Below are 16560 nucleotides of genomic sequence, written 5' to 3'. Positions count from 1 at the left end.
TTCGCGCCATGAGATTCTCCGAAGCAGACGGCAGCAGCGGCCAACTGATCGACGCCTACGGTAACGACGGCATCCTGATCGGGGGGCGACGCTTTACCCGTGGGTTGATCGTGACGCCGAGCCGGATCGAAGACGGCTGGGGTCCGGCGGACCCGGCCGATTTGACGGTCGAGCACCTGGATGCACTGATCGCGATCGAGCCCGAGACCCAGGTCATCGTACTGGGGACCGGCGAGACACAGGTCTTTCCGGACCCCGCACTCTATTTTGCCGTGATCGGGCGCGGTATCGGATTCGAGGTCATGGATACGGGTGCGGCCTGCCGGACCTACAACATCTTGATGTCGGAAGGGCGGCGCGTCGTCGCCGGTCTGATGCCTCTGGCGCTGAATCACGCTGAACCGGGCTGAACCGCGTCCGGCGTGATCAATGCTGGTTCAGCATTGCTTCGCGTTCGGCTTGGTCCGCGAGACTTGGAGTCGACGCGGTTCAGGTTTTTGTATAGTGGTGAGTGGTGAGTGGTGAGTGATGAGTGGCTAGTGGCTAGTGGCTAGTGGCTAGTGGCTAGTGGCTAGTGGCTAGTGGCTAGTGGCTAGTGGCTAGTGGTTAGTGGCTAGTGGCTAGTGGTTAGTGGCTAGTGGTTAGTGGCTAGTGGCTAGTGGCTAGTGGCTAGTGGCTAGTGGCTAGTGCAGCATGGCAGATGTGTCGAGGCCGTTCGTTGTGGTTGTCGTTGTCGTAATCGACCATCGATACGGGTCCGAATCTTGATCGCCGCACGCCGGCGAACCGCTTGCTCGATCGCAATCGCATCATCCGGAGCACTCCAAACCCATGGATCGACAGATCATTCTCTCCGTCCTCGGCGTCGCCGTCTTAGGCTTCTTGGGTGTTCTTCTCCTCATGCCCGCATCCATCGAGGACGGCCCGGATCGCTTGCCTTGGCGGGTCACGCAGGATGCTTCCGGGCACTCGCAGGTCTTCGGCTTCACAATCGGGGAGACCACGCTGGCGGAGGTGCGCAGGCTGTTCGGCGAGGACGGCAAGGTCAATCTCTTCCAAGACCCGACGCAAGCCGAGTCCTACGGTGTGGAGGCCTTCTTCGACCAGATCCATCTCCAGCGCCTGCGCGCGGATTTCGTGATCGCGCTCGATGTCGACCAGGCCACCCTCGCCGCCATGTACGAGCGCGGCCTGCGGATCAGCCAGGTCGGCAGCGGTAGCCGCAAGATCAAGCTCGACCCGGCCGATGTCGAGACCCTGTCCGCCCGCCCGATCCGATCCATCAGCTACCTTCCGAAGGCCAGGTTGGACAACGCGCTGATCGAGCAACGCTTCGGCACACCCGATCTGCGTCTGACCGAGCCCGAGACCGAGATCGTCCATTGGCTCTACCCCGAACGCGGGATGGACATCGGCCGCAGCCCCAACGGGACCGTGGTCATTCAGTACGTCAACCCGGACGACTTCGACCGACTCCTGAGCCCGTTGCAGGATGCCGTCCCGAGCGAGGAAACGCCTTCGGAGAGCTGAGCATGTCCAAGCACGCCATCATCTTCGCTGCGGCCTTGCTCGGCCTCGCCGTCGCCGGATCGACACCGGCCGCCGAGCCGACCAAGATCCGTTTCGTCACCGACTGGAAGGCGCAGGCCCCGCAAGGCGGCTTCTACCAAGCCAAGGCGCTCGGGCTCTATGCCGAGCAGGGGCTGGATGTCGAGATCATCCAGGGCGGCCCCTCGGTGAATGTCCCCCTGCTCCTGGGCTCCAACGAGGTCGATTTCGGGATCGGCTCCAACAGCTTTATTCCGCTCAACATGGTCGCGGCCGGGATTCCGGCGACCGCCGTCGCGGCCATCTTCCAGAAAGACCCGCAGGTCCTGATCACGCACCCGCGCGAGGACATCCGATCCATTGCCGACATGAAGGGCAAGCCGATCATGATCTCGGACGCAGGCGTCGGCAGCCACTGGATCTGGCTGAAGGCCAAATTCGGCTTCACGGATCGTCAGATCCGCAAGTACACCTACAATCTCGCCCCCTTTCTCGCCGATCCGCGTGCGATCCAGCAGGGCTATGTCACCAGCGAGCCTTACGAGATCGAAAAGGCGAGCGGGATCACACCGCAGGTCTTCCTCATGGCCGACGAGGACTACCCCTCCTACGGGACGCTCATCCTGGCCTCGGATCGCCGCATCCAAGCCAACCCGCAACAGGTACGGGCCTTCGTCGCCGCCTCCATTGCCGGCTGGAAGGACTATCTCACCGGCGACCCCACGCCCGGCAACAGCCTGATCAAGGCCGACAACCCGGAGATGACCGACGCTGTGCTGCTGCATGCCATCGCCGAGATGAACCGCTACCGGCTCGCCACCGCGGGCGATGCCGAGACTGCCGGGATCGGCGTCATGACGGAGGCACGCTGGCAGGCCTTCTTCGAGACCATGTCCGCCGACGGGGTCTACCCGACGACGCTGGATTGGCGGCGCGCCTTCTCGCTCGATTTCCTCCCGCCAAAACCGTGAGCAGCGGCCTGCGCCTCGACCGACTGGCGAAGACCTTCCCCAACGGCACCGCCGCGCTCGGGGAGCTCAGCGCCGACATCGAGGCCGGCGCCTTCGTCTCCCTGCTCGGCCCCTCCGGATGCGGCAAAAGCACGGTACTGAGGCTCATCGCCGGGCTGGAAGAGCCGACACGGGGCCGTGTCGGCTGGCCGCAAACACGCGGATCGCTCGGCTTCATCTTCCAGGAACCGACGCTCATGGCGTGGGCGACTGCGACCAACAACATCGCCTTGCCGCTCGAGCTTGCCGGCATGGCCAAGAGCGAAGCGCGTGAACGCGCCCGTGTCGCGCTGGAGAAAGTCGGTCTCGCGGGCTTCGCCGATGCCCTGCCCCGCGAGCTCTCGGGCGGGATGCGCATGCGTGTCTCCATCGCACGCGCGCTGGTCGCCGACCCCGATGTCCTCTTGATGGACGAGCCCTTCGCGGCGCTCGATGAATTCACCCGCGGCAAGCTCAACGACGACCTGCTGCGTCTCTGGGCCGAGCGTCGGTTTACCGGGATCTTCGTAACCCACTCGGTCTTCGAGGCCGTCTATCTGTCGCAGCGGATCTTGATCCTCAGCGGGCGTCCGGGACGTCTGGTCGCCGACATCGAGAACCCCGCGCCCTACCCGCGCGAGCCCGGCTACCGGACATCCGCCGCCTTCAATGCGACCGCGCGCGACATCCTCGACGCGTTGGAGGATGTCTCGACATGCTGATGCGGGGCCTGCGGATCATCCTGCCGATCGCGCTCTTTCTGGGTTTGATCCGGTTTTGGGAGTGGTCCGTCGTCTATCTGGAGATCCCGCCCTTCATCCTGCCTCCGCCGAGCGCCATTCTGGCCGTCTTCGCAACCGACGGGGCCTCGCTTCTCGGCTCGGCATGGACCACATTGGGCACGACATTGGCGGCCTTCACTCTGGCAACGGTCTCGGGCACGGCACTCGCAGCGCTCTTCGCCTCCAGCCGTATCGCGGAGGCGGCGCTCTCGCCTTATGCCGTGATCCTGCAGGTCACACCCATCATCGCCATCGCCCCCTTGATCATCGTCTGGGTCGGACTCGACAACGCCTGGCTCACCGTGCTGATCCTGGCCTGGATCGCCGCCTTCTTCCCGGTCCTGGCAAGCGCGACCGCAGGTCTCAAGGCGGTCGACCCCAATCTACGCGACCTCTTCCGGCTGTATCGCGCGGACTTTCGCCAGACCTTCATCCGGCTCATGGTTCCATCCTCCCTGCCCTATCTGCTCGCAGGCATCAAGACCGCGGGTGGACTCGCACTGGTCGGTGCCGTGGTCGCCGAGTTCGCCGCGGCCTCCGGCAACACCGACGGACTCGCCTGGCGCATCCTCGAGGCCGGCAATCGGCTGCAGATCGCCAAGATGTTCGCCGCCCTGTTGCTGCTCGCGCTCATGGGCGTCGTCCTCTATGCGATCCTGAGCTTCGTGGAATGGCTGCTCCTGCATCGCTGGCACGGGGATCGGCGTCACGCTTGATCGCGGCTGGAAAAGGCGCGTCAGTCCAGGAACCAGGCGAGGGCAAGGACATAAAGCGCCCCAACCGACAACTGGGTCACCGCGATCGGCAGGCCGATACGCAGGAACTGCATGAAGGTCACGCGCCGGCCGTGCGAGGCGCAGATGCCGACGGCGACGACGTTGGCCGACGCGCCGATCAGGGTCGCGTTCCCGCCGAGGGTGGCGCCGAACATCATGGCCACGAACACCGGCATGACGGCGCTCGGCCAATCCACGAAGCCGCTCGCCAGAGCGACCTCCGGGACCGCCTCGGCCGCAACGAGATAACCGGTGATCATGACCAGCGCCGCGGCGACCACGGGGATATTCGCCAGCAGGCTCGAGAGGATCCCGATACCGGCCAGAGACAGGAGTCCGACCGCAAGGAGATCGTCCCCGAACCAGGCGTAGAGCTGGATCGACAGCCCCTGCAGCAGCTCGGTCTTAATGAATGCCTGGACGAGGGTGAAGATGGCGCCGAGGAAGAGGATCGTCTTCCAATCCACGTCGCGCAGGACCTCCCCCACCGGCTCGATGCGCACGCCGTAAACCACGAGCAGCGCGAGCGCCGCGCCGACGATGGCCACCTCGGGCGGAACGATATGGGTCGGCAGCGACTCGCCGATCAAAAAGAGGACCACCATGACCAGGAGGACGAGCAGCGAGAGGGCCAGGAAGACGGGCCGCTCGATGCGCACGCCCGGGCGCGACGGCGGCAGGGTCACACGTGTTGCCCAGATCTCCGGCAGCAAACGCGGCAGCAGGGGGATGACCGCCAGCACGGTCAGCAGGCCACCTGGACTCACCATCCGCAGGTAATCCACGAAGGACAACCCGATCGCACTGCCGACGAGGAAAGTCGCGGGATCGCCGACCAGGGTAAGCATGCCGGCCGCGTTGCTCACGATGGCGGTAATGATCAGCGGCCCGGCGAAATCCACCTTGAGCGCCCGGCAGACCCCGATGATCACCGGCGCGACCAGGATCACGGCGGTCGCATTGGGCAACAGGGCGCAGATCGGGGCCACCAGGGCGACGATGAGCAGCAACAGACGCTTGCCGCTCCCGCCGGTCGCGCGCAGAACGGCGTCGCCGAGCCAGTCGAAGATGCCCGTCTTGCCGATCACCCGCGCCACCACCATGCCGCCGAACAAGAGCGCAAGCGGGCCGCCGGCGGTATCGATGATGGGGACCAGATCGGATCCGTCGATCACCTCGAACACCATCAAGACGCTGACCCCGAGCAGGGCCGCGACCACCATGTCGACCAGATCGAAAGCGATCAAGAGGATCACGGCAGCGAAGACGCCGAGGGTCAGATAGATCTGAAGGTCGGTCATGACGGCGTCACTCAGTCGAGCGGGGGGACATAATGGAGACCGCCTTCGGTCCAGAGCCGGTTGAGACCGCGCTCGATCTTCAGGGGACTGTCGCGCCCGACGTTGCGCTCGAACATCTCGCCGTAGTTGCCGACGGCACGCACGGCGCGGATCCCCCACCGGGGCTCGACGCCGAGCGCGCGTGCGATCAACCCGCGCTCGTCGTCGGTGCGTCGGACCAGGGGGTTGGTTCCTTCCGCATCCACCGCATCGATGTTGGCGCGGTTCACGCCGTATTCCTCCGCGAGGATCAGAGCGTTCAGGACCCATCGGACCAAGGTGGTCCACTCGGGGTCGCCGCGCCAAACGACCGGGCTCAAGGGCTCCTTGGAGATGCGCTCGGGCAGGATCAGGTCGGCTTCGCGCTGCGCCGGCGCGAGCAGACGCATGGCGGCGAGCTGCGCGGCGTCCGAGGTGTAGGCACGGCAGCGACCGTCAAAGAATGCCTGCGCGGTCTCTGGGGCCGAGTCCATCACCAGCGGCTCCACGGACCAGCCGTGCGCGGCGAAGTAGGTCTCCAGATTGCGCCGGTGTGTTGTCCCCTTCTCGACGCAGACGGTGGCGCCGGCGAGATCGGCGAGTGTTTCGATGCCGGCCGCGGCCGGAACCAGGAACCCCTGACCGTCGTAATACAGGATTCCGGGAAACTGCACCTTCAACACCGCCTCGCGGGTCAGTGTCCAGCTGGTGTTGCGTATCAGGAGGTCGACCTTGCGCGATTGCAGTGCCGGGAAACGGGCCGAGGCGTAGAGCGGCACCCACTCGACCTTGTCCGGATCATCCAAGACCGCCGCCGCCACCGCGCGACAGAAGTCGACATCCAGACCGCGCCATCGTCCCTCGGCATCGCGCTCGGAGAAGCCGGGGATGCCCTCGCTCACCCCGCAGCGCAATTGCCCGCGCGACTTCACGCTGTCCAAGACCTCGCCCGCCTCGGCCTGCGTGACGAGCACGGACGCAAAGATCATCAGGGTCGCACACCAGTGACGCCTGTCGAGTCTCATGCCGGATTCCGAAATCGCGCGTTGAAACCAAAAAGGCTCGACCGCGACGCGGCCGAGCCAGATGAGGATGTCAGTGTATTTGCAACGAGTGCCATCGACAAGACGTCGCACGCGGGTCATGCCTTCGCGAGGCAAGCCTCTAGCGGCAGCGTGCGACCACAAGGGCCTAGGCGCGGAGCTGATTTGCGCGAATCCCGTTCAGCCCAACTCGAAGGTCGTCACGCCGTAGATCCGATCGATCGGGAGCGAGGGCGCCGTGCCTCGATACATGCGCGCGGTCTCGAACACGGGGGACAGGCCATAGCCCTTTGCCAGGTCAAGCGCCGCGGGATTGGGCTCGGGAAGATCCAGGATCACGGTGTCCGTGCCGGCACAGGCGGCGAGGCGGCGGAAGAGCAGATCGGCACGCACGGCATCGTCGGCGAAGAGCGGCCCGATCTTCCAACCGGCGCGGCATTGCCTGACCGTCCCGTAACCCGTCACACGGCCGGATCCGCCACCCGTGTCAACCGCGGGCTCGACGAAGGCCCAGCTGCGGCGCGTGTCTCTTTGGGTGAGCCAAGCATCCAGGAACCGATCTCGGGGTGCGGGAAAGAAGGGTCGATCATAATCGAGCAGCGCGGGAAGCAGGCCCGGATCGACCGGAACGAGACGCGGATCATCCGGGGCCGCAAGCGTGACCGTGCCCGAATAGCGGACGTTGCGCCAAGCCAGCGCGAACCCGGAGCGACGATAGTCGTGCTGGCGTTCCGGCACCCCGTCGAGACCGATCACCCGATCGCCGAGAAAGGCCATCCCGGCCTGCCACAGCCGCAGGGCAATGCCGCGCCCGCGATAGGGCGGCGCGGCGATGTAGAGACCGATAAAACCGAAGGTTTCGCCGTAGCGCACGGCCGAAAGGCTTGCCGCAGGCTCGCCGTCGACGAACGCCATCAGAAAACCCTCGGGGTCGGCCGCTCGGAAACAGGCGGCATCGTCGAGACCCGGATTCCAACCCTCGCGCGCGGCCCACTCGATGGCGAGATCGACCTCGGCCGGCAACATGGTGCAAATACTGATAGCCGTGTCCGTCTTCATCGCAGTCACCATTGGTCGTTAAACCGCGCCCGGTACGGTATGCAATGCTTTTGGATGGAGTCGACCCGGGCAGCCTCGATGACCGCTGGAGCAGGCGCGGTTTAAGTGATTAAAAAATATTTCGATTTAAACCGGGGCCCCGCTAAGGGCCATGGATGCACCAAACGTCGAGCTCACTCGAAAATTCAGCATCTCGCTCTGGACGCGGTTTAGGTGAAGAGGGTCAAGACGCCCGTATAGCCGTAGAGACGATCCTGCGAGATCTCGCCGTTGGCATAGAAACCGACGATGGGCACATCGCCGAGCGCGGCCTGGATCTGCTTGAGCTCGGCCGAATCCGGACCGAAGAGGTTGACCCCGCGCCCCAAACAGGAGACGTAGATGCCGCCTCGCGGCGGAGCGGACAGGCGACCCTTGATGCCCTTGAGCATGCGGTCGAGATCCTCGCGGGCGGTGTCGGCATCGCGCCGGCAGAACATCAGCTCGCGTCCGGGCTCCACCAGATCGCCGATCGCGACCAGGCCGTGATTGGGATCGATGCCGACCAGATTACGGACCAAATAGTCGCCCGTATCCGAGCCCTGGATGGGCAAGCCGGCGAAGATGTAGCCGCCGAGACGCGACAGATCGCGGGCCAGGATCTCGCCGATATCCTGTTTGAGCACATCGAGCGCGGGCTCGCCGTCGAGTCGCATCAGGATGTTGCGCTGGCCCTCGGTGATCACGTGATGCGGTCCGATCGGCGAGCAGCCCTGGCTGAGTCGGATCAGGATCCCGACCCGCTCGGAGAAGAGGACGCCGGACAGACCGCCGCGCGTCACCCCGTCGGCGATGGTCAAGGCGTCCCCGCGGGCGCTGGCGAGACCGCCGACGAGGAAACCCGCGGTCGTGCGCTGCGCAAGCTGCTGGATCAGGATCTCGGTCAGGCCGTTGGATGGGTCGCCGTGGACTAAGCCCAGGTACGGCGGATTGGCGCGCATCCAGTCGCCGTGACGCAGATCGAAGTCGTCGAGATCCTCGACCAGGCTCGGGAAGACGCGAAAGTCATCGCTCGGAAACTCCCCGAGCATGACCGCGAGCGCGGGCTCTTCGTAGTATTCGGCACCGGTCGCACAGATGCCCAGACCGACGCTGCCGACCCATTGATCGATGCCGGTCGCCGCGCGAAGGTTGCGTAGGATGTCGCCGAGATCGTCGGCAAGGGCGTCGGTCACGTAGAGGAATCCGAGCGTCGCCTCCCGGGGCACACTCCCGATCTGCGTCAGACATCGATCGGCGGCCAGACGCCAATCGGGATCCGCGGCATGTCCCAGGCGAAATGGAGTCATGGTGATTCAGTCATCCCGGAGTGGAGTGTCGAGTCGCAACGGCGCACCGCTAAACCTCGGCGAGGTCGCCTTTCTCCTGCAACCAGGCCCGTCGGTCGGAAGCGCGTTTTTTGGCCAGCAGCATGTCGAGGAGGTTGTTGCTCTCGTCGTCCGCTTCAACCGTGAGCTGGACCAGGCGCCGGGTATCCGGATGGATGGTCGTCTCGCGCAGTTGTCCCGGATTCATCTCGCCGAGGCCTTTGAAGCGCTGGACATTGACCTTGCCCTTGATCTTCTCGGCCTCGATGCGGTCCAGGATGCCGCGCTTCTCGCTGTCGTCCAGGGCATAAAAGACCTGCTTGCCGACGTCGATGCGATAGAGCGGCGGCATGGCGACGAAGACGTGCCCCTCGGCGACCAGGCGCCTGAAGTGACGGAGAAAGAGCGCACACAGCAGGGTCGCGATATGGGCGCCGTCCGAGTCCGCGTCGGCGAGGATGCAGATCTTGCCGAAGCGCAGCCGCGCGAGATCGTCACTGCCCGGATCCACGCCGATGGCGACCGCGATGTCGTGCACCTCCTGCGAACCCAAGACCTCGGCCGGGTCGACCTCCCAGGTATTCAAGATCTTGCCGCGCAGCGGAAGGATCGCCTGGAATTCGCGATCGCGCGCCTGCTTGGCCGAGCCGCCGGCCGAGTCGCCTTCGACCAGGAAGAGCTCGCCGCGCTCCGGATCGGTCGTGGTGCAGTCGGCGAGCTTGCCCGGCAAGGCCGGCCCCTGCGTGATCTTTTTGCGGGTGACGGTGCGACCGGCACGCAGTCGCGCCTGGGCGGCACCGATGACCAGCTCGGCGATCCGCTCGCCCTCGGCCACATGCTGATTCAGCCAGAGGCTGAAGGCGTCCTTGACCACACCCGAGACGAAGGCCGCACACTCGCGCGAGGACAACCGCTCCTTGGTCTGCCCGGAGAACTGCGGCTCGATCAGCTTGACCGAGAGGATGTAGCTGACGCGGCCCCAAACATCCTCCGGGGCCACCTTGACGCCGCGCGGCAGCAGGTTGCGGAACTCGCAGAACTCGCGCACCGCTTCGGTTAAACCGGTGCGCAGTCCGTTGACATGGGTGCCGCCCTGCACGGTCGGGATGAGGTTCACATAGCTCTCGGCGACCGCCTCGCCGCCCTCGGGCAACCAGCCCAGCGCCCAGCTCGCCGCCTCGTTGGTGCCTTCCAGGTCGCCGACGAAGAGCTGAGACGGGAGGGTCTCGGCCCCGTTCAGCGCCTGGAGCAGATAGTCCTTGAGGCCGTCCTGGTAGCACCAGACCTGCTCGTCGCCGCTCGCCTCGTCGCGAAAGCGGACCTCGAGTCCGGGACAGAGGACGGCCTTGGCCTGCAGCAGATGGGTCAGCGGACGTGTGGCGATCTTGGGCGTGTCGAAATACTTCGGATCCGGCCAAAAGCGCAATCGGGTGCCCGTATGGCCGCGCCCGACGCTGCCGAGCTGCACGAGATCGCTCGCCTTCTCGCCGCCGGCGAAGGCCATGTGGTGCTCGTAACCGCCGCGTTTGACCCAGACATCCAGGCGCTTGGAGAGGGCATTCACGACCGAGACGCCGACCCCGTGCAGCCCGCCCGAGAAGCGATAGTTGTCGCCGTTGAACTTGCCGCCCGCGTGCAGCTTGGTGAGGATGACCTCCACGCCGGGCAGACCCTGCTCGGGGTGGATATCCACCGGCATGCCTCGCCCGTCGTCGCTCACCTCGAGCGAGCCGTCGGCGAAGAGCACGACTTCGATGCGGCGGGCATGTCCGGCGAGCGCCTCGTCGACGCTGTTGTCGATGACCTCCTGGGCCAGGTGGTTGGGGCGGGTGGTGTCGGTATACATCCCGGGGCGCTTGCGCACCGGGTCGAGGCCGCTGAGGACCTCGATGGCTGAGGCATCGTAGTGGCCGGTCATGGGGGCTGTGCGTCGATCCTGTCTGTTGTCGTGGTCGGGTTGGAGTGGGTTTGCGGGCGAGGACCAACGGGGCTCGCTGGCTTGCTTGCTCGCCGGACGGCCTAAGGCATGATGCCGTGCGCGACCGGCAGGTGCAGAAGTCTCCCCGCGCGCATGAATCCGGCATCGAGCGTCAAGATCGTTTCGGCGCCTTGTCCCGCCGCAATCGCCAGATGCAGCGCATCGCCGGCGCGCAAACCGGTCGCTGGCGTTTCCAGATATCGCGCAGCAAGTGCAAAGTCAGGCGCGGTCGGCACAAGCGACAAAAATGACTCTTCCAGAACACGCGCGAGCTCGCGACGAACCGCCTCGCCCTGGGTGTCGGACAGCTCGCCCATGCGTCGCTTGCGCGAGATCAGACTCGCCAGCTCGACCCGGGTCCAAAGGCTCGTAGCCAAATCGCCCGGCTGCACTGTCATGACGAATGTCTCGACAGCGTCGCTGATCTCCTCGGCAATGACCAACGGTGCGATGAAGCTGGTATCCAGGTAGACCATTAAACCGCGTCCAGAGCGAGTTGCTTACTTTCAAGTGAGTTCGACATTTGGTGCATCCGGGGCCCTTGGCGGGGACGCGATTTAAAATTATATATTTCTTAATCGCTTAAACCGCGCCAGCTCCAGCGGACGTCAGGTCTGCCGGGGTCAATCCCATCCAAAAACATCGCATACCGCACCGGGCGCGGTTTAAAAGCCTTCGTCGCGCAGCTCCCGAATCAGCTCCACGCTTGGTCTGTCCGCTTGCGGCAAACCGGAACGGAACTGCGCGAGCGAGCGCAGGGCCTTCTTCGGCTGGGCGATCGGGACCAGCTTGGCCACAGGCTGCCCGCGACGGGTGATGATGGTCTCCTCGCCGCTCTGGGCCTTGCTCACAAGCTCGCTCAGATGCGCTTTGGCTTCCGCCAGATTGACTGCACCCATGGTCGGCTCCGAATGGTCACATTGTTGGTCATCATGATAGCGCAGAACCGTAGCACATGATTGTCAGTTGGCGCCAAGCCCGGCGCACCGGCGCCGGGCTTGGCGGGGCTTGCGGTTTGACCCATCCGAAGAGCTGGGGTAACTTAACTCGACATCCGAAAGACCTTAAACCGCGTCCGGCCAGAACCCGTTGGATTCAACCGAGCGGCGTGATCCAACGAAGCATCGGTATCCATTTAGGACGCGGTTCAAGCGCATGAAAAAGCCAGTCGCTCCGCCCCCGCCTTCCTTCGAGCAGTCGCTCGCCGAGCTGGAATCGATCGTCGATGCCCTCGAAAAGGGCGACATGAGTCTCGAAGAGTCACTGACCGTTTTCGAGCGCGGTATCGGCCTGACCCGCGCCTGTCAACAGGCGCTGGATGTGGCCGAGCAACGCGTGCGCATCCTCACCGACACTCGGCCCGATGCCGGACCCCGGTCCGAATCCGGTTCCGATCTGGAGCCCTTCGAATCCAATGACTGACGCCACTCTGGACGACTTCCGCGTACGCTGCTGCGCCCGCGTCGAAGCCATGCTCGACGCGCTTCTGCCCCCTGCAAGCGTGCAGCCGGTTCGGCTGCACGAGGCCATGCGCTACACGGTCCTCGGCGGCGGCAAGCGCATCCGTCCGCTCCTAGCCTATGCCGCCGGCGAGGCACTCGGTGTGGATCCCGCGCTGCTCGACCGCCCCGCCTGTGCCGTCGAGCTGATCCATGCCTACTCACTGATCCACGACGACCTCCCAGCGATGGACGACGACGATCTGCGGCGCGGGCGCCCGACCTGTCATCGCGCCTTCGACGAAGCGACCGCGATCCTGGCCGGCGATGCACTCCAGACCCTCGCCTTCCAGGCGTTGGCCGAGTCGCCCGGACTGGACGCGGAGAAACGCATCGACATGGTCGCAAGCCTCGCGCGTGCGAGCGGGGCACGCGGCATGGTCGGCGGGCAAGCGCTCGATCTGGCCGCCGAGGGCAACCTGCTGGACGTCGCCATGCTCGAGCATATCCATATCCACAAGACCGGCGCCTTGATCCGAGCGGCTGTGCAGATGGGCATCCTCGCCCACGACGCACCGGACCCGGATCATGCCGAGCGGCTCGATCGCTATGCCAAATGTCTCGGTCTGGCCTTTCAGATCCAGGACGATGTGCTCGACGTGGAAGGCGACACCGATCTGATCGGCAAGACCGCCGGTCGCGATCAAGTCTTGGAGAAGGCGACCTACCCGGCTCTCGTCGGGCTGCCCGAAGCCAAGCAGATGGCCGCCGTTTTGATCGCCGATGCGCTCGAAAGCATCGCGATTTTTTCGTCCGGGGCCGAGCCCCTGCGCTGGATCGCGGGCGCACTGATCGGTCGCAAGCACTGAGGCGCACATCGTCTCCGCAACGTGGACTGCACCGAGGATCGACACCGCTGATCGGCACGGGCAACCCGCGCCGGTTTGTCTTGTCGGCCTCAGCCCCCAAATTGCGGGTTTGAGAACAAAGACGATCCATCGAGAGAAGTCACATCATGGAGCAAGTGCTTGAGCCCAACTGCTGCGCCGCACCCGACAGCGCCGAAATCGCCGACGTCCAGGGGAGCGCCGACTCTCGTCGGATCGCCATCGACAAGGTGGGGATCAAGGACATCCGTCATCCCGTGCGGGTGAGCGATCGCAGCGGCGCCGAGCAGCATACGGTCGCTAATTTCAACATGTACGTGTACCTGCCGCACGACTTCAAGGGAACCCACATGTCCCGGTTCGTGCAGATCCTGAACAATCACGAGCGCGAGATCGGCGTGGCCTCCTTCAAGGAAATGCTGACCGAGATGTCGCAGCGCCTGGAGTCCGAAGCCGGTCACATCGAGATGCGCTTCCCCTTCTTCGTGAACAAGAAGGCGCCCGTCACCGGCGTGGAGAGCCTGCTCGACTACGAGGTCACCTTCATCGGCGAGATCCAACAGGGCCTCCCGAGCCTGGAGATCAAGGTGGTCGTGCCCGTCACCAGCCTCTGCCCCTGCTCCAAGAAGATCTCGGCCTACGGTGCGCATAATCAGCGTTCACATGTGACGGTGCAGGTGCGCTCGCTGGGTCACATCTGGATCGAGGAGCTCATCGAGATGGTCGAGGCGGAGGCGTCCTCCGAGCTGTTCGGACTGCTGAAGCGACCGGACGAGAAGTACGTGACCGAACATGCCTACGACAACCCCAAGTTCGTCGAAGACCTGGTGCGTGATGTCGCGACGCGCCTCAACGAGGATGACCGGGTCACCGCTTACGTCGTCGAGGCCGAAAACTTCGAGTCCATCCACAACCATTCGGCCTACGCCCTGATCGAGCGCGACAAGGACCACGAGGCCCGCATCGCCGAGGCGACACTCTGATCCTGCTGCTGCACGGGTTCACCGGCGGCAGCGAGGATTGGTGGGCCTGTTGCCCGCGGCTGAAAGGGCGTGCGCTCGCCATCGACCTGCCCGGACATGGCGCCGACTCGACGACCGTTCGGCCCTTTCAAGACAGCATCGGCGACATCCTAGGTGCCCTTCCCGACAGCGTCGACGAGGTCATCGGCTATTCCTTGGGCGGACGTTTCGCGCTCGGCTTGATGGCGCTTGATCCGGACCGCTTTCGCCGTGCGACCATCATCTCCGCCCATCCGGGCCTCGAAGACGCATCGCAACGTGCCGATCGGCTCGCGGATGACCGGGCGTGGATCCGACGGCTCCTCGACGACGGAATCGACGCGTTCGTGGACGATTGGGAGTCACAACCCTTATTCGCAACCCAGGCCGGTTTGCCGAGCACGGTTCTGAAGCGGCAGCGTCGGCGGCGCTTAGGCCAACCACCGACGGGCCTTGCGGCCTCTCTCGAGCAGCACGGACTCGCGCGCATGCCGAGCCTTTGGAAGCCTCTAGCCGCCTTTACGGGGGAGCTGACCTGGATCGTCGGAGCCGCCGATACGCGCTTTCTCGGAATCGCCCGGGAGGTCGTACGCCGGCGTCCCGCGACGCGACTGCACGTTCTGCCCGGCGTCGGCCATAATCCCCTACTCGAGTGCCCCGAGATCTTGAGCGATCTTTTGTTCTAGAATCACGTCTTCGACGTCCCCCCTCGGATGCGTCCCCGGAAAGCCGATCACCCGAGGAACGCTGCCCGCGAGGCGACATCGCCGATTACCCCGTCGCACCGAACCCCCAACCCAAGCCGGAGGAGGCATCCATGCAACACACACCGTCCGAGCCGCAACCGGCAACATCCCTTTCCGGGCAAACGCCGGGAACCGACCACGTCCGATCCGAGGACAACAACCTGACCGTCATCCTGGGCGAGTGGGGCTTTAAGGTCTTGTTCGCTTTCCTGGGGGCGGCAGCAACGCTGCTCAGCCTACTCGCACCGCGCCGGCGAGAGCGTTCCTGAGCGACCTCCTCGGCCAAGGGTTCGGGCGGGCCCACGCAAAGGATCGATCGAGGCTCACATTGAGACCTGCCTTGCAGTATCCTTCGTCGAGTCGGATTTTCCGCTCGACAAACGCAGTGCGATTCCGGCACCCTTTGATCGTCGCCAACACCTGCTATGATTCAGCGGCGATGTCTTGCCGGAGGCCCCGCGCTTGTCCGAGCGACACGACACACTAAGGCAGGAAAGAAACGGCAGGAGCAGATCGACGGAGCACTCGGCGCTTGAGCGAGGGTGCCCGTCGAAACGCGGCGGCGGACGGCGATCGCGGATTCGAGGCACGACCAGTCACTTCAGTCCGGAGAGTCCAGCATGCTGCCCCGGTCGTCGATCGACGCCGAGGCGATCGGTCTGGATTGTCCGATTCATGCGACCAGCAAGGAGAAGAAGCAAGTGAAAACGAAGCAAATCCTGTTCAGTTCCGCTGCGGCACTCGCCATCATGCTCGCCGGCACTGTTGCTGCCGAGCAGCCTGCAACGCCGCTCGTCTCGGGCGACGAGCCGATGAACGTCGGGCAAGAGGCTCAGTTGAAAGCTCCGACCCCGGATGCGAAGGCGCAGGAAAAGACCGGCGCGATGCTGAAGAAGGAGGGCGAAGAACTGAGCGGCGACTACCCGACCGATCAAGGTGCCGAGGGACAGGTCAAGGATCCGACCCCCAACGCCGCAGCGCAGGCCGCGACGAAAGAGGCACTTGAGAAGGAAGATGCCTCCGGTGCCATCAGCGGCAAGTACAAGTAGTCCGCTGTTTGATCCCGGCTGCGGTCGCGCACGCGCTCAGAGCCGCCGGGATCGCCCAGGGGAACCCCGGGCAACTCGGGTGTTCCCCTCACGGTTCCCTTCCTTGATCGCCGCGCGACCTCGTTATTCGCGACCAAGGCTTTGTCTCACTCGGCTGCTGAGCCGCAGCCCCCCGCAATGACGTCGGTATCATGACTCCGCAACAACCATCCGGGACACGCAAATGACCCGAGGTCGTCGTGCCTGCGGTGTCGAGGTCGGCTTGGCGTTCGTAGAGGGCCACCCGAACCCGGCTCCCGCCGCTCCGGTCACCTGCGAGACCTGCGCCGCCAGCTGCTGTCGTTTGGAGGTTTGGTGTCTTACCGACACCGGCGTCCCCGGCCATCTCACCGTCACCGACCACTTCGGCCGTACCCTGATGGACCGCCTCGACGACGGCTGGTGCGCGGCACTGGACCGCGACACCCTGCTGTGCCGAATCTACGCACAGCGGCCCTTGGTGTGTCGCGAGCTGGAGGTCGGCAGCCCCGAGTGTCTCGCCGAGCGCGGTTGAACCTAGATCCGGCAGTCGACCGCTTATTGATCCATGCAACAGATG

The 16560-nt window shown here is 64.8% G+C and carries 19 protein-coding genes; 12 read left to right on the top strand and 7 right to left on the bottom strand.

Features of this window, described 5'->3' with window-relative positions; translation table 11 throughout:
- Positions 1-8 precede the first annotated feature (8 nt).
- The 5 genes from BLV04_RS04805 to BLV04_RS04785 all read left to right on the top strand — a co-directional run bounded on the left by BLV04_RS04805 (position 9) and on the right by BLV04_RS04785 (position 4035).
- Positions 9-410 carry an Mth938-like domain-containing protein gene (locus BLV04_RS04805; RefSeq protein WP_093029001.1) on the top strand — a complete coding sequence of 134 codons (402 nt, stop codon included), beginning with the start codon at positions 9-11 and terminating at the stop codon, positions 408-410.
- Positions 411-831: 421 nt separating this feature from the next.
- The gene (locus tag BLV04_RS04800) at positions 832-1530 is read left to right on the top strand and encodes a hypothetical protein (protein ID WP_093028671.1); all 699 of its coding nucleotides are present in this window, start codon (positions 832-834) and stop codon (positions 1528-1530) included.
- Positions 1531-1532: 2 nt separating this feature from the next.
- Positions 1533-2519 (top strand): ABC transporter substrate-binding protein, encoded by a 987-nt coding sequence (locus BLV04_RS04795; protein ID WP_093028669.1) that lies wholly within the window; start codon positions 1533-1535, stop codon positions 2517-2519.
- The gene (locus BLV04_RS04790) at positions 2516-3259 is read left to right on the top strand and encodes an ABC transporter ATP-binding protein (protein ID WP_093028667.1); all 744 of its coding nucleotides are present in this window, start codon (positions 2516-2518) and stop codon (positions 3257-3259) included. Before BLV04_RS04795 ends, BLV04_RS04790 begins: the two co-directional genes overlap by 4 nt.
- Positions 3253-4035: an ABC transporter permease gene (locus BLV04_RS04785; protein ID WP_093028665.1), complete on the top strand. Its 783-nt coding sequence runs from the start codon at positions 3253-3255 to the stop codon at positions 4033-4035. Before BLV04_RS04790 ends, BLV04_RS04785 begins: the two co-directional genes overlap by 7 nt.
- 20 nt (positions 4036-4055) lie before the next feature.
- Here BLV04_RS04785 and BLV04_RS04780 read toward each other — a convergent pair whose 3' ends face one another.
- The 7 genes from BLV04_RS04780 to BLV04_RS04750 all read right to left on the bottom strand — a co-directional run bounded on the left by BLV04_RS04780 (position 4056) and on the right by BLV04_RS04750 (position 11739).
- Positions 4056-5396: an ArsB/NhaD family transporter gene (locus BLV04_RS04780; RefSeq protein ID WP_093028663.1), complete on the bottom strand. Its 1341-nt coding sequence runs from the start codon at positions 5394-5396 to the stop codon at positions 4056-4058.
- Positions 5397-5407: 11 nt separating this feature from the next.
- Positions 5408-6439, bottom strand: a complete 1032-nt coding sequence (locus BLV04_RS04775) for an amino acid ABC transporter substrate-binding protein (RefSeq protein ID WP_217633657.1) — start codon at positions 6437-6439, stop codon at positions 5408-5410.
- 198 nt (positions 6440-6637) lie between these two features.
- A complete protein-coding gene (locus BLV04_RS04770; protein WP_217633656.1) occupies positions 6638-7516 on the bottom strand; it encodes a GNAT family N-acetyltransferase in 879 nt (292 codons plus the stop codon).
- Positions 7517-7725: 209 nt separating this feature from the next.
- Entirely contained in the window at positions 7726-8844 is a 1119-nt protein-coding gene (locus tag BLV04_RS04765; protein WP_093028659.1) for an FIST signal transduction protein, read from the bottom strand.
- A 49-nt stretch (positions 8845-8893) separates the two neighbouring features.
- Positions 8894-10780: a DNA topoisomerase IV subunit B gene (gene parE, locus BLV04_RS04760; RefSeq protein WP_093028657.1), complete on the bottom strand. Its 1887-nt coding sequence runs from the start codon at positions 10778-10780 to the stop codon at positions 8894-8896.
- A 101-nt stretch (positions 10781-10881) separates the two neighbouring features.
- Positions 10882-11316: a type II toxin-antitoxin system VapC family toxin gene (locus BLV04_RS04755; RefSeq protein ID WP_093028655.1), complete on the bottom strand. Its 435-nt coding sequence runs from the start codon at positions 11314-11316 to the stop codon at positions 10882-10884.
- Positions 11317-11505: 189 nt separating this feature from the next.
- Positions 11506-11739, bottom strand: a complete 234-nt coding sequence (locus BLV04_RS04750; RefSeq protein WP_093028653.1) for a type II toxin-antitoxin system Phd/YefM family antitoxin — start codon at positions 11737-11739, stop codon at positions 11506-11508.
- A gap of 256 nt (positions 11740-11995) precedes the next feature.
- Between BLV04_RS04750 and BLV04_RS04745 the strand changes: the two genes are divergently transcribed.
- From BLV04_RS04745 to BLV04_RS04715, 7 genes are all read left to right on the top strand, one after another.
- Entirely contained in the window at positions 11996-12262 is a 267-nt protein-coding gene (locus BLV04_RS04745; protein ID WP_093028651.1) for an exodeoxyribonuclease VII small subunit, read from the top strand.
- Complete coding sequence (gene ispA / locus BLV04_RS04740; protein WP_093028649.1) at positions 12255-13148, top strand: (2E,6E)-farnesyl diphosphate synthase; 894 nt, start codon at positions 12255-12257, stop codon at positions 13146-13148. The genes BLV04_RS04745 and ispA overlap by 8 nt, the downstream gene beginning before the upstream one ends.
- 146 nt (positions 13149-13294) lie before the next feature.
- Positions 13295-14149, top strand: a complete 855-nt coding sequence (gene folE2 / locus BLV04_RS04735; RefSeq protein WP_093028647.1) for a GTP cyclohydrolase FolE2 — start codon at positions 13295-13297, stop codon at positions 14147-14149.
- Positions 14146-14853 (top strand): alpha/beta fold hydrolase, encoded by a 708-nt coding sequence (locus BLV04_RS04730; protein WP_342721892.1) that lies wholly within the window; start codon positions 14146-14148, stop codon positions 14851-14853. The genes folE2 and BLV04_RS04730 overlap by 4 nt, the downstream gene beginning before the upstream one ends.
- A 131-nt stretch (positions 14854-14984) precedes the next feature.
- Positions 14985-15182: a hypothetical protein gene (locus tag BLV04_RS04725; RefSeq protein WP_093028643.1), complete on the top strand. Its 198-nt coding sequence runs from the start codon at positions 14985-14987 to the stop codon at positions 15180-15182.
- 351 nt (positions 15183-15533) lie between these two features.
- Positions 15534-15962 (top strand): hypothetical protein, encoded by a 429-nt coding sequence (locus BLV04_RS04720; protein WP_093028641.1) that lies wholly within the window; start codon positions 15534-15536, stop codon positions 15960-15962.
- A 223-nt stretch (positions 15963-16185) separates the two neighbouring features.
- Positions 16186-16515 (top strand): YkgJ family cysteine cluster protein, encoded by a 330-nt coding sequence (locus BLV04_RS04715; protein ID WP_245731720.1) that lies wholly within the window; start codon positions 16186-16188, stop codon positions 16513-16515.
- The last annotated feature ends 45 nt before the right edge of the window (positions 16516-16560 follow it).

Origin of the sequence: Thiocapsa roseopersicina (assembly GCF_900106925.1) — a bacterium.
Classification (GTDB): Bacteria; Pseudomonadota; Gammaproteobacteria; order Chromatiales; family Chromatiaceae; genus Thiocapsa; species Thiocapsa roseopersicina.
The sequence above is the reverse complement of the archived record's forward strand: the minus strand, read 5'-3'. Positions and strand labels throughout refer to the sequence as shown.

Coding starts and splice junctions, on each gene's coding strand:
- ispA (WP_093028649.1), top strand. CDS start 12,255: ATGACTGACGCCACTCTGGACGACTTCCGCGTACGCTGCTGCGCCCGC.
- BLV04_RS04725 (WP_093028643.1), top strand. CDS start 14,985: ATGCAACACACACCGTCCGAGCCGCAACCGGCAACATCCCTTTCCGGG.
- BLV04_RS04750 (WP_093028653.1), bottom strand. CDS start 11,739: ATGGGTGCAGTCAATCTGGCGGAAGCCAAAGCGCATCTGAGCGAGCTT.
- BLV04_RS04720 (WP_093028641.1), top strand. CDS start 15,534: ATGCTGCCCCGGTCGTCGATCGACGCCGAGGCGATCGGTCTGGATTGT.
- BLV04_RS04745 (WP_093028651.1), top strand. CDS start 11,996: ATGAAAAAGCCAGTCGCTCCGCCCCCGCCTTCCTTCGAGCAGTCGCTC.
- BLV04_RS04805 (WP_093029001.1), top strand. CDS start 9: ATGAGATTCTCCGAAGCAGACGGCAGCAGCGGCCAACTGATCGACGCC.
- BLV04_RS04715 (WP_245731720.1), top strand. CDS start 16,186: ATGACCCGAGGTCGTCGTGCCTGCGGTGTCGAGGTCGGCTTGGCGTTC.
- BLV04_RS04765 (WP_093028659.1), bottom strand. CDS start 8,844: ATGACTCCATTTCGCCTGGGACATGCCGCGGATCCCGATTGGCGTCTG.
- parE (WP_093028657.1), bottom strand. CDS start 10,780: ATGACCGGCCACTACGATGCCTCAGCCATCGAGGTCCTCAGCGGCCTC.
- BLV04_RS04785 (WP_093028665.1), top strand. CDS start 3,253: ATGCTGATGCGGGGCCTGCGGATCATCCTGCCGATCGCGCTCTTTCTG.
- BLV04_RS04755 (WP_093028655.1), bottom strand. CDS start 11,316: ATGGTCTACCTGGATACCAGCTTCATCGCACCGTTGGTCATTGCCGAG.
- folE2 (WP_093028647.1), top strand. CDS start 13,295: ATGGAGCAAGTGCTTGAGCCCAACTGCTGCGCCGCACCCGACAGCGCC.
- BLV04_RS04770 (WP_217633656.1), bottom strand. CDS start 7,516: ATGAAGACGGACACGGCTATCAGTATTTGCACCATGTTGCCGGCCGAG.
- BLV04_RS04800 (WP_093028671.1), top strand. CDS start 832: ATGGATCGACAGATCATTCTCTCCGTCCTCGGCGTCGCCGTCTTAGGC.
- BLV04_RS04775 (WP_217633657.1), bottom strand. CDS start 6,439: ATGAGACTCGACAGGCGTCACTGGTGTGCGACCCTGATGATCTTTGCG.
- BLV04_RS04795 (WP_093028669.1), top strand. CDS start 1,533: ATGTCCAAGCACGCCATCATCTTCGCTGCGGCCTTGCTCGGCCTCGCC.
- BLV04_RS04780 (WP_093028663.1), bottom strand. CDS start 5,396: ATGACCGACCTTCAGATCTATCTGACCCTCGGCGTCTTCGCTGCCGTG.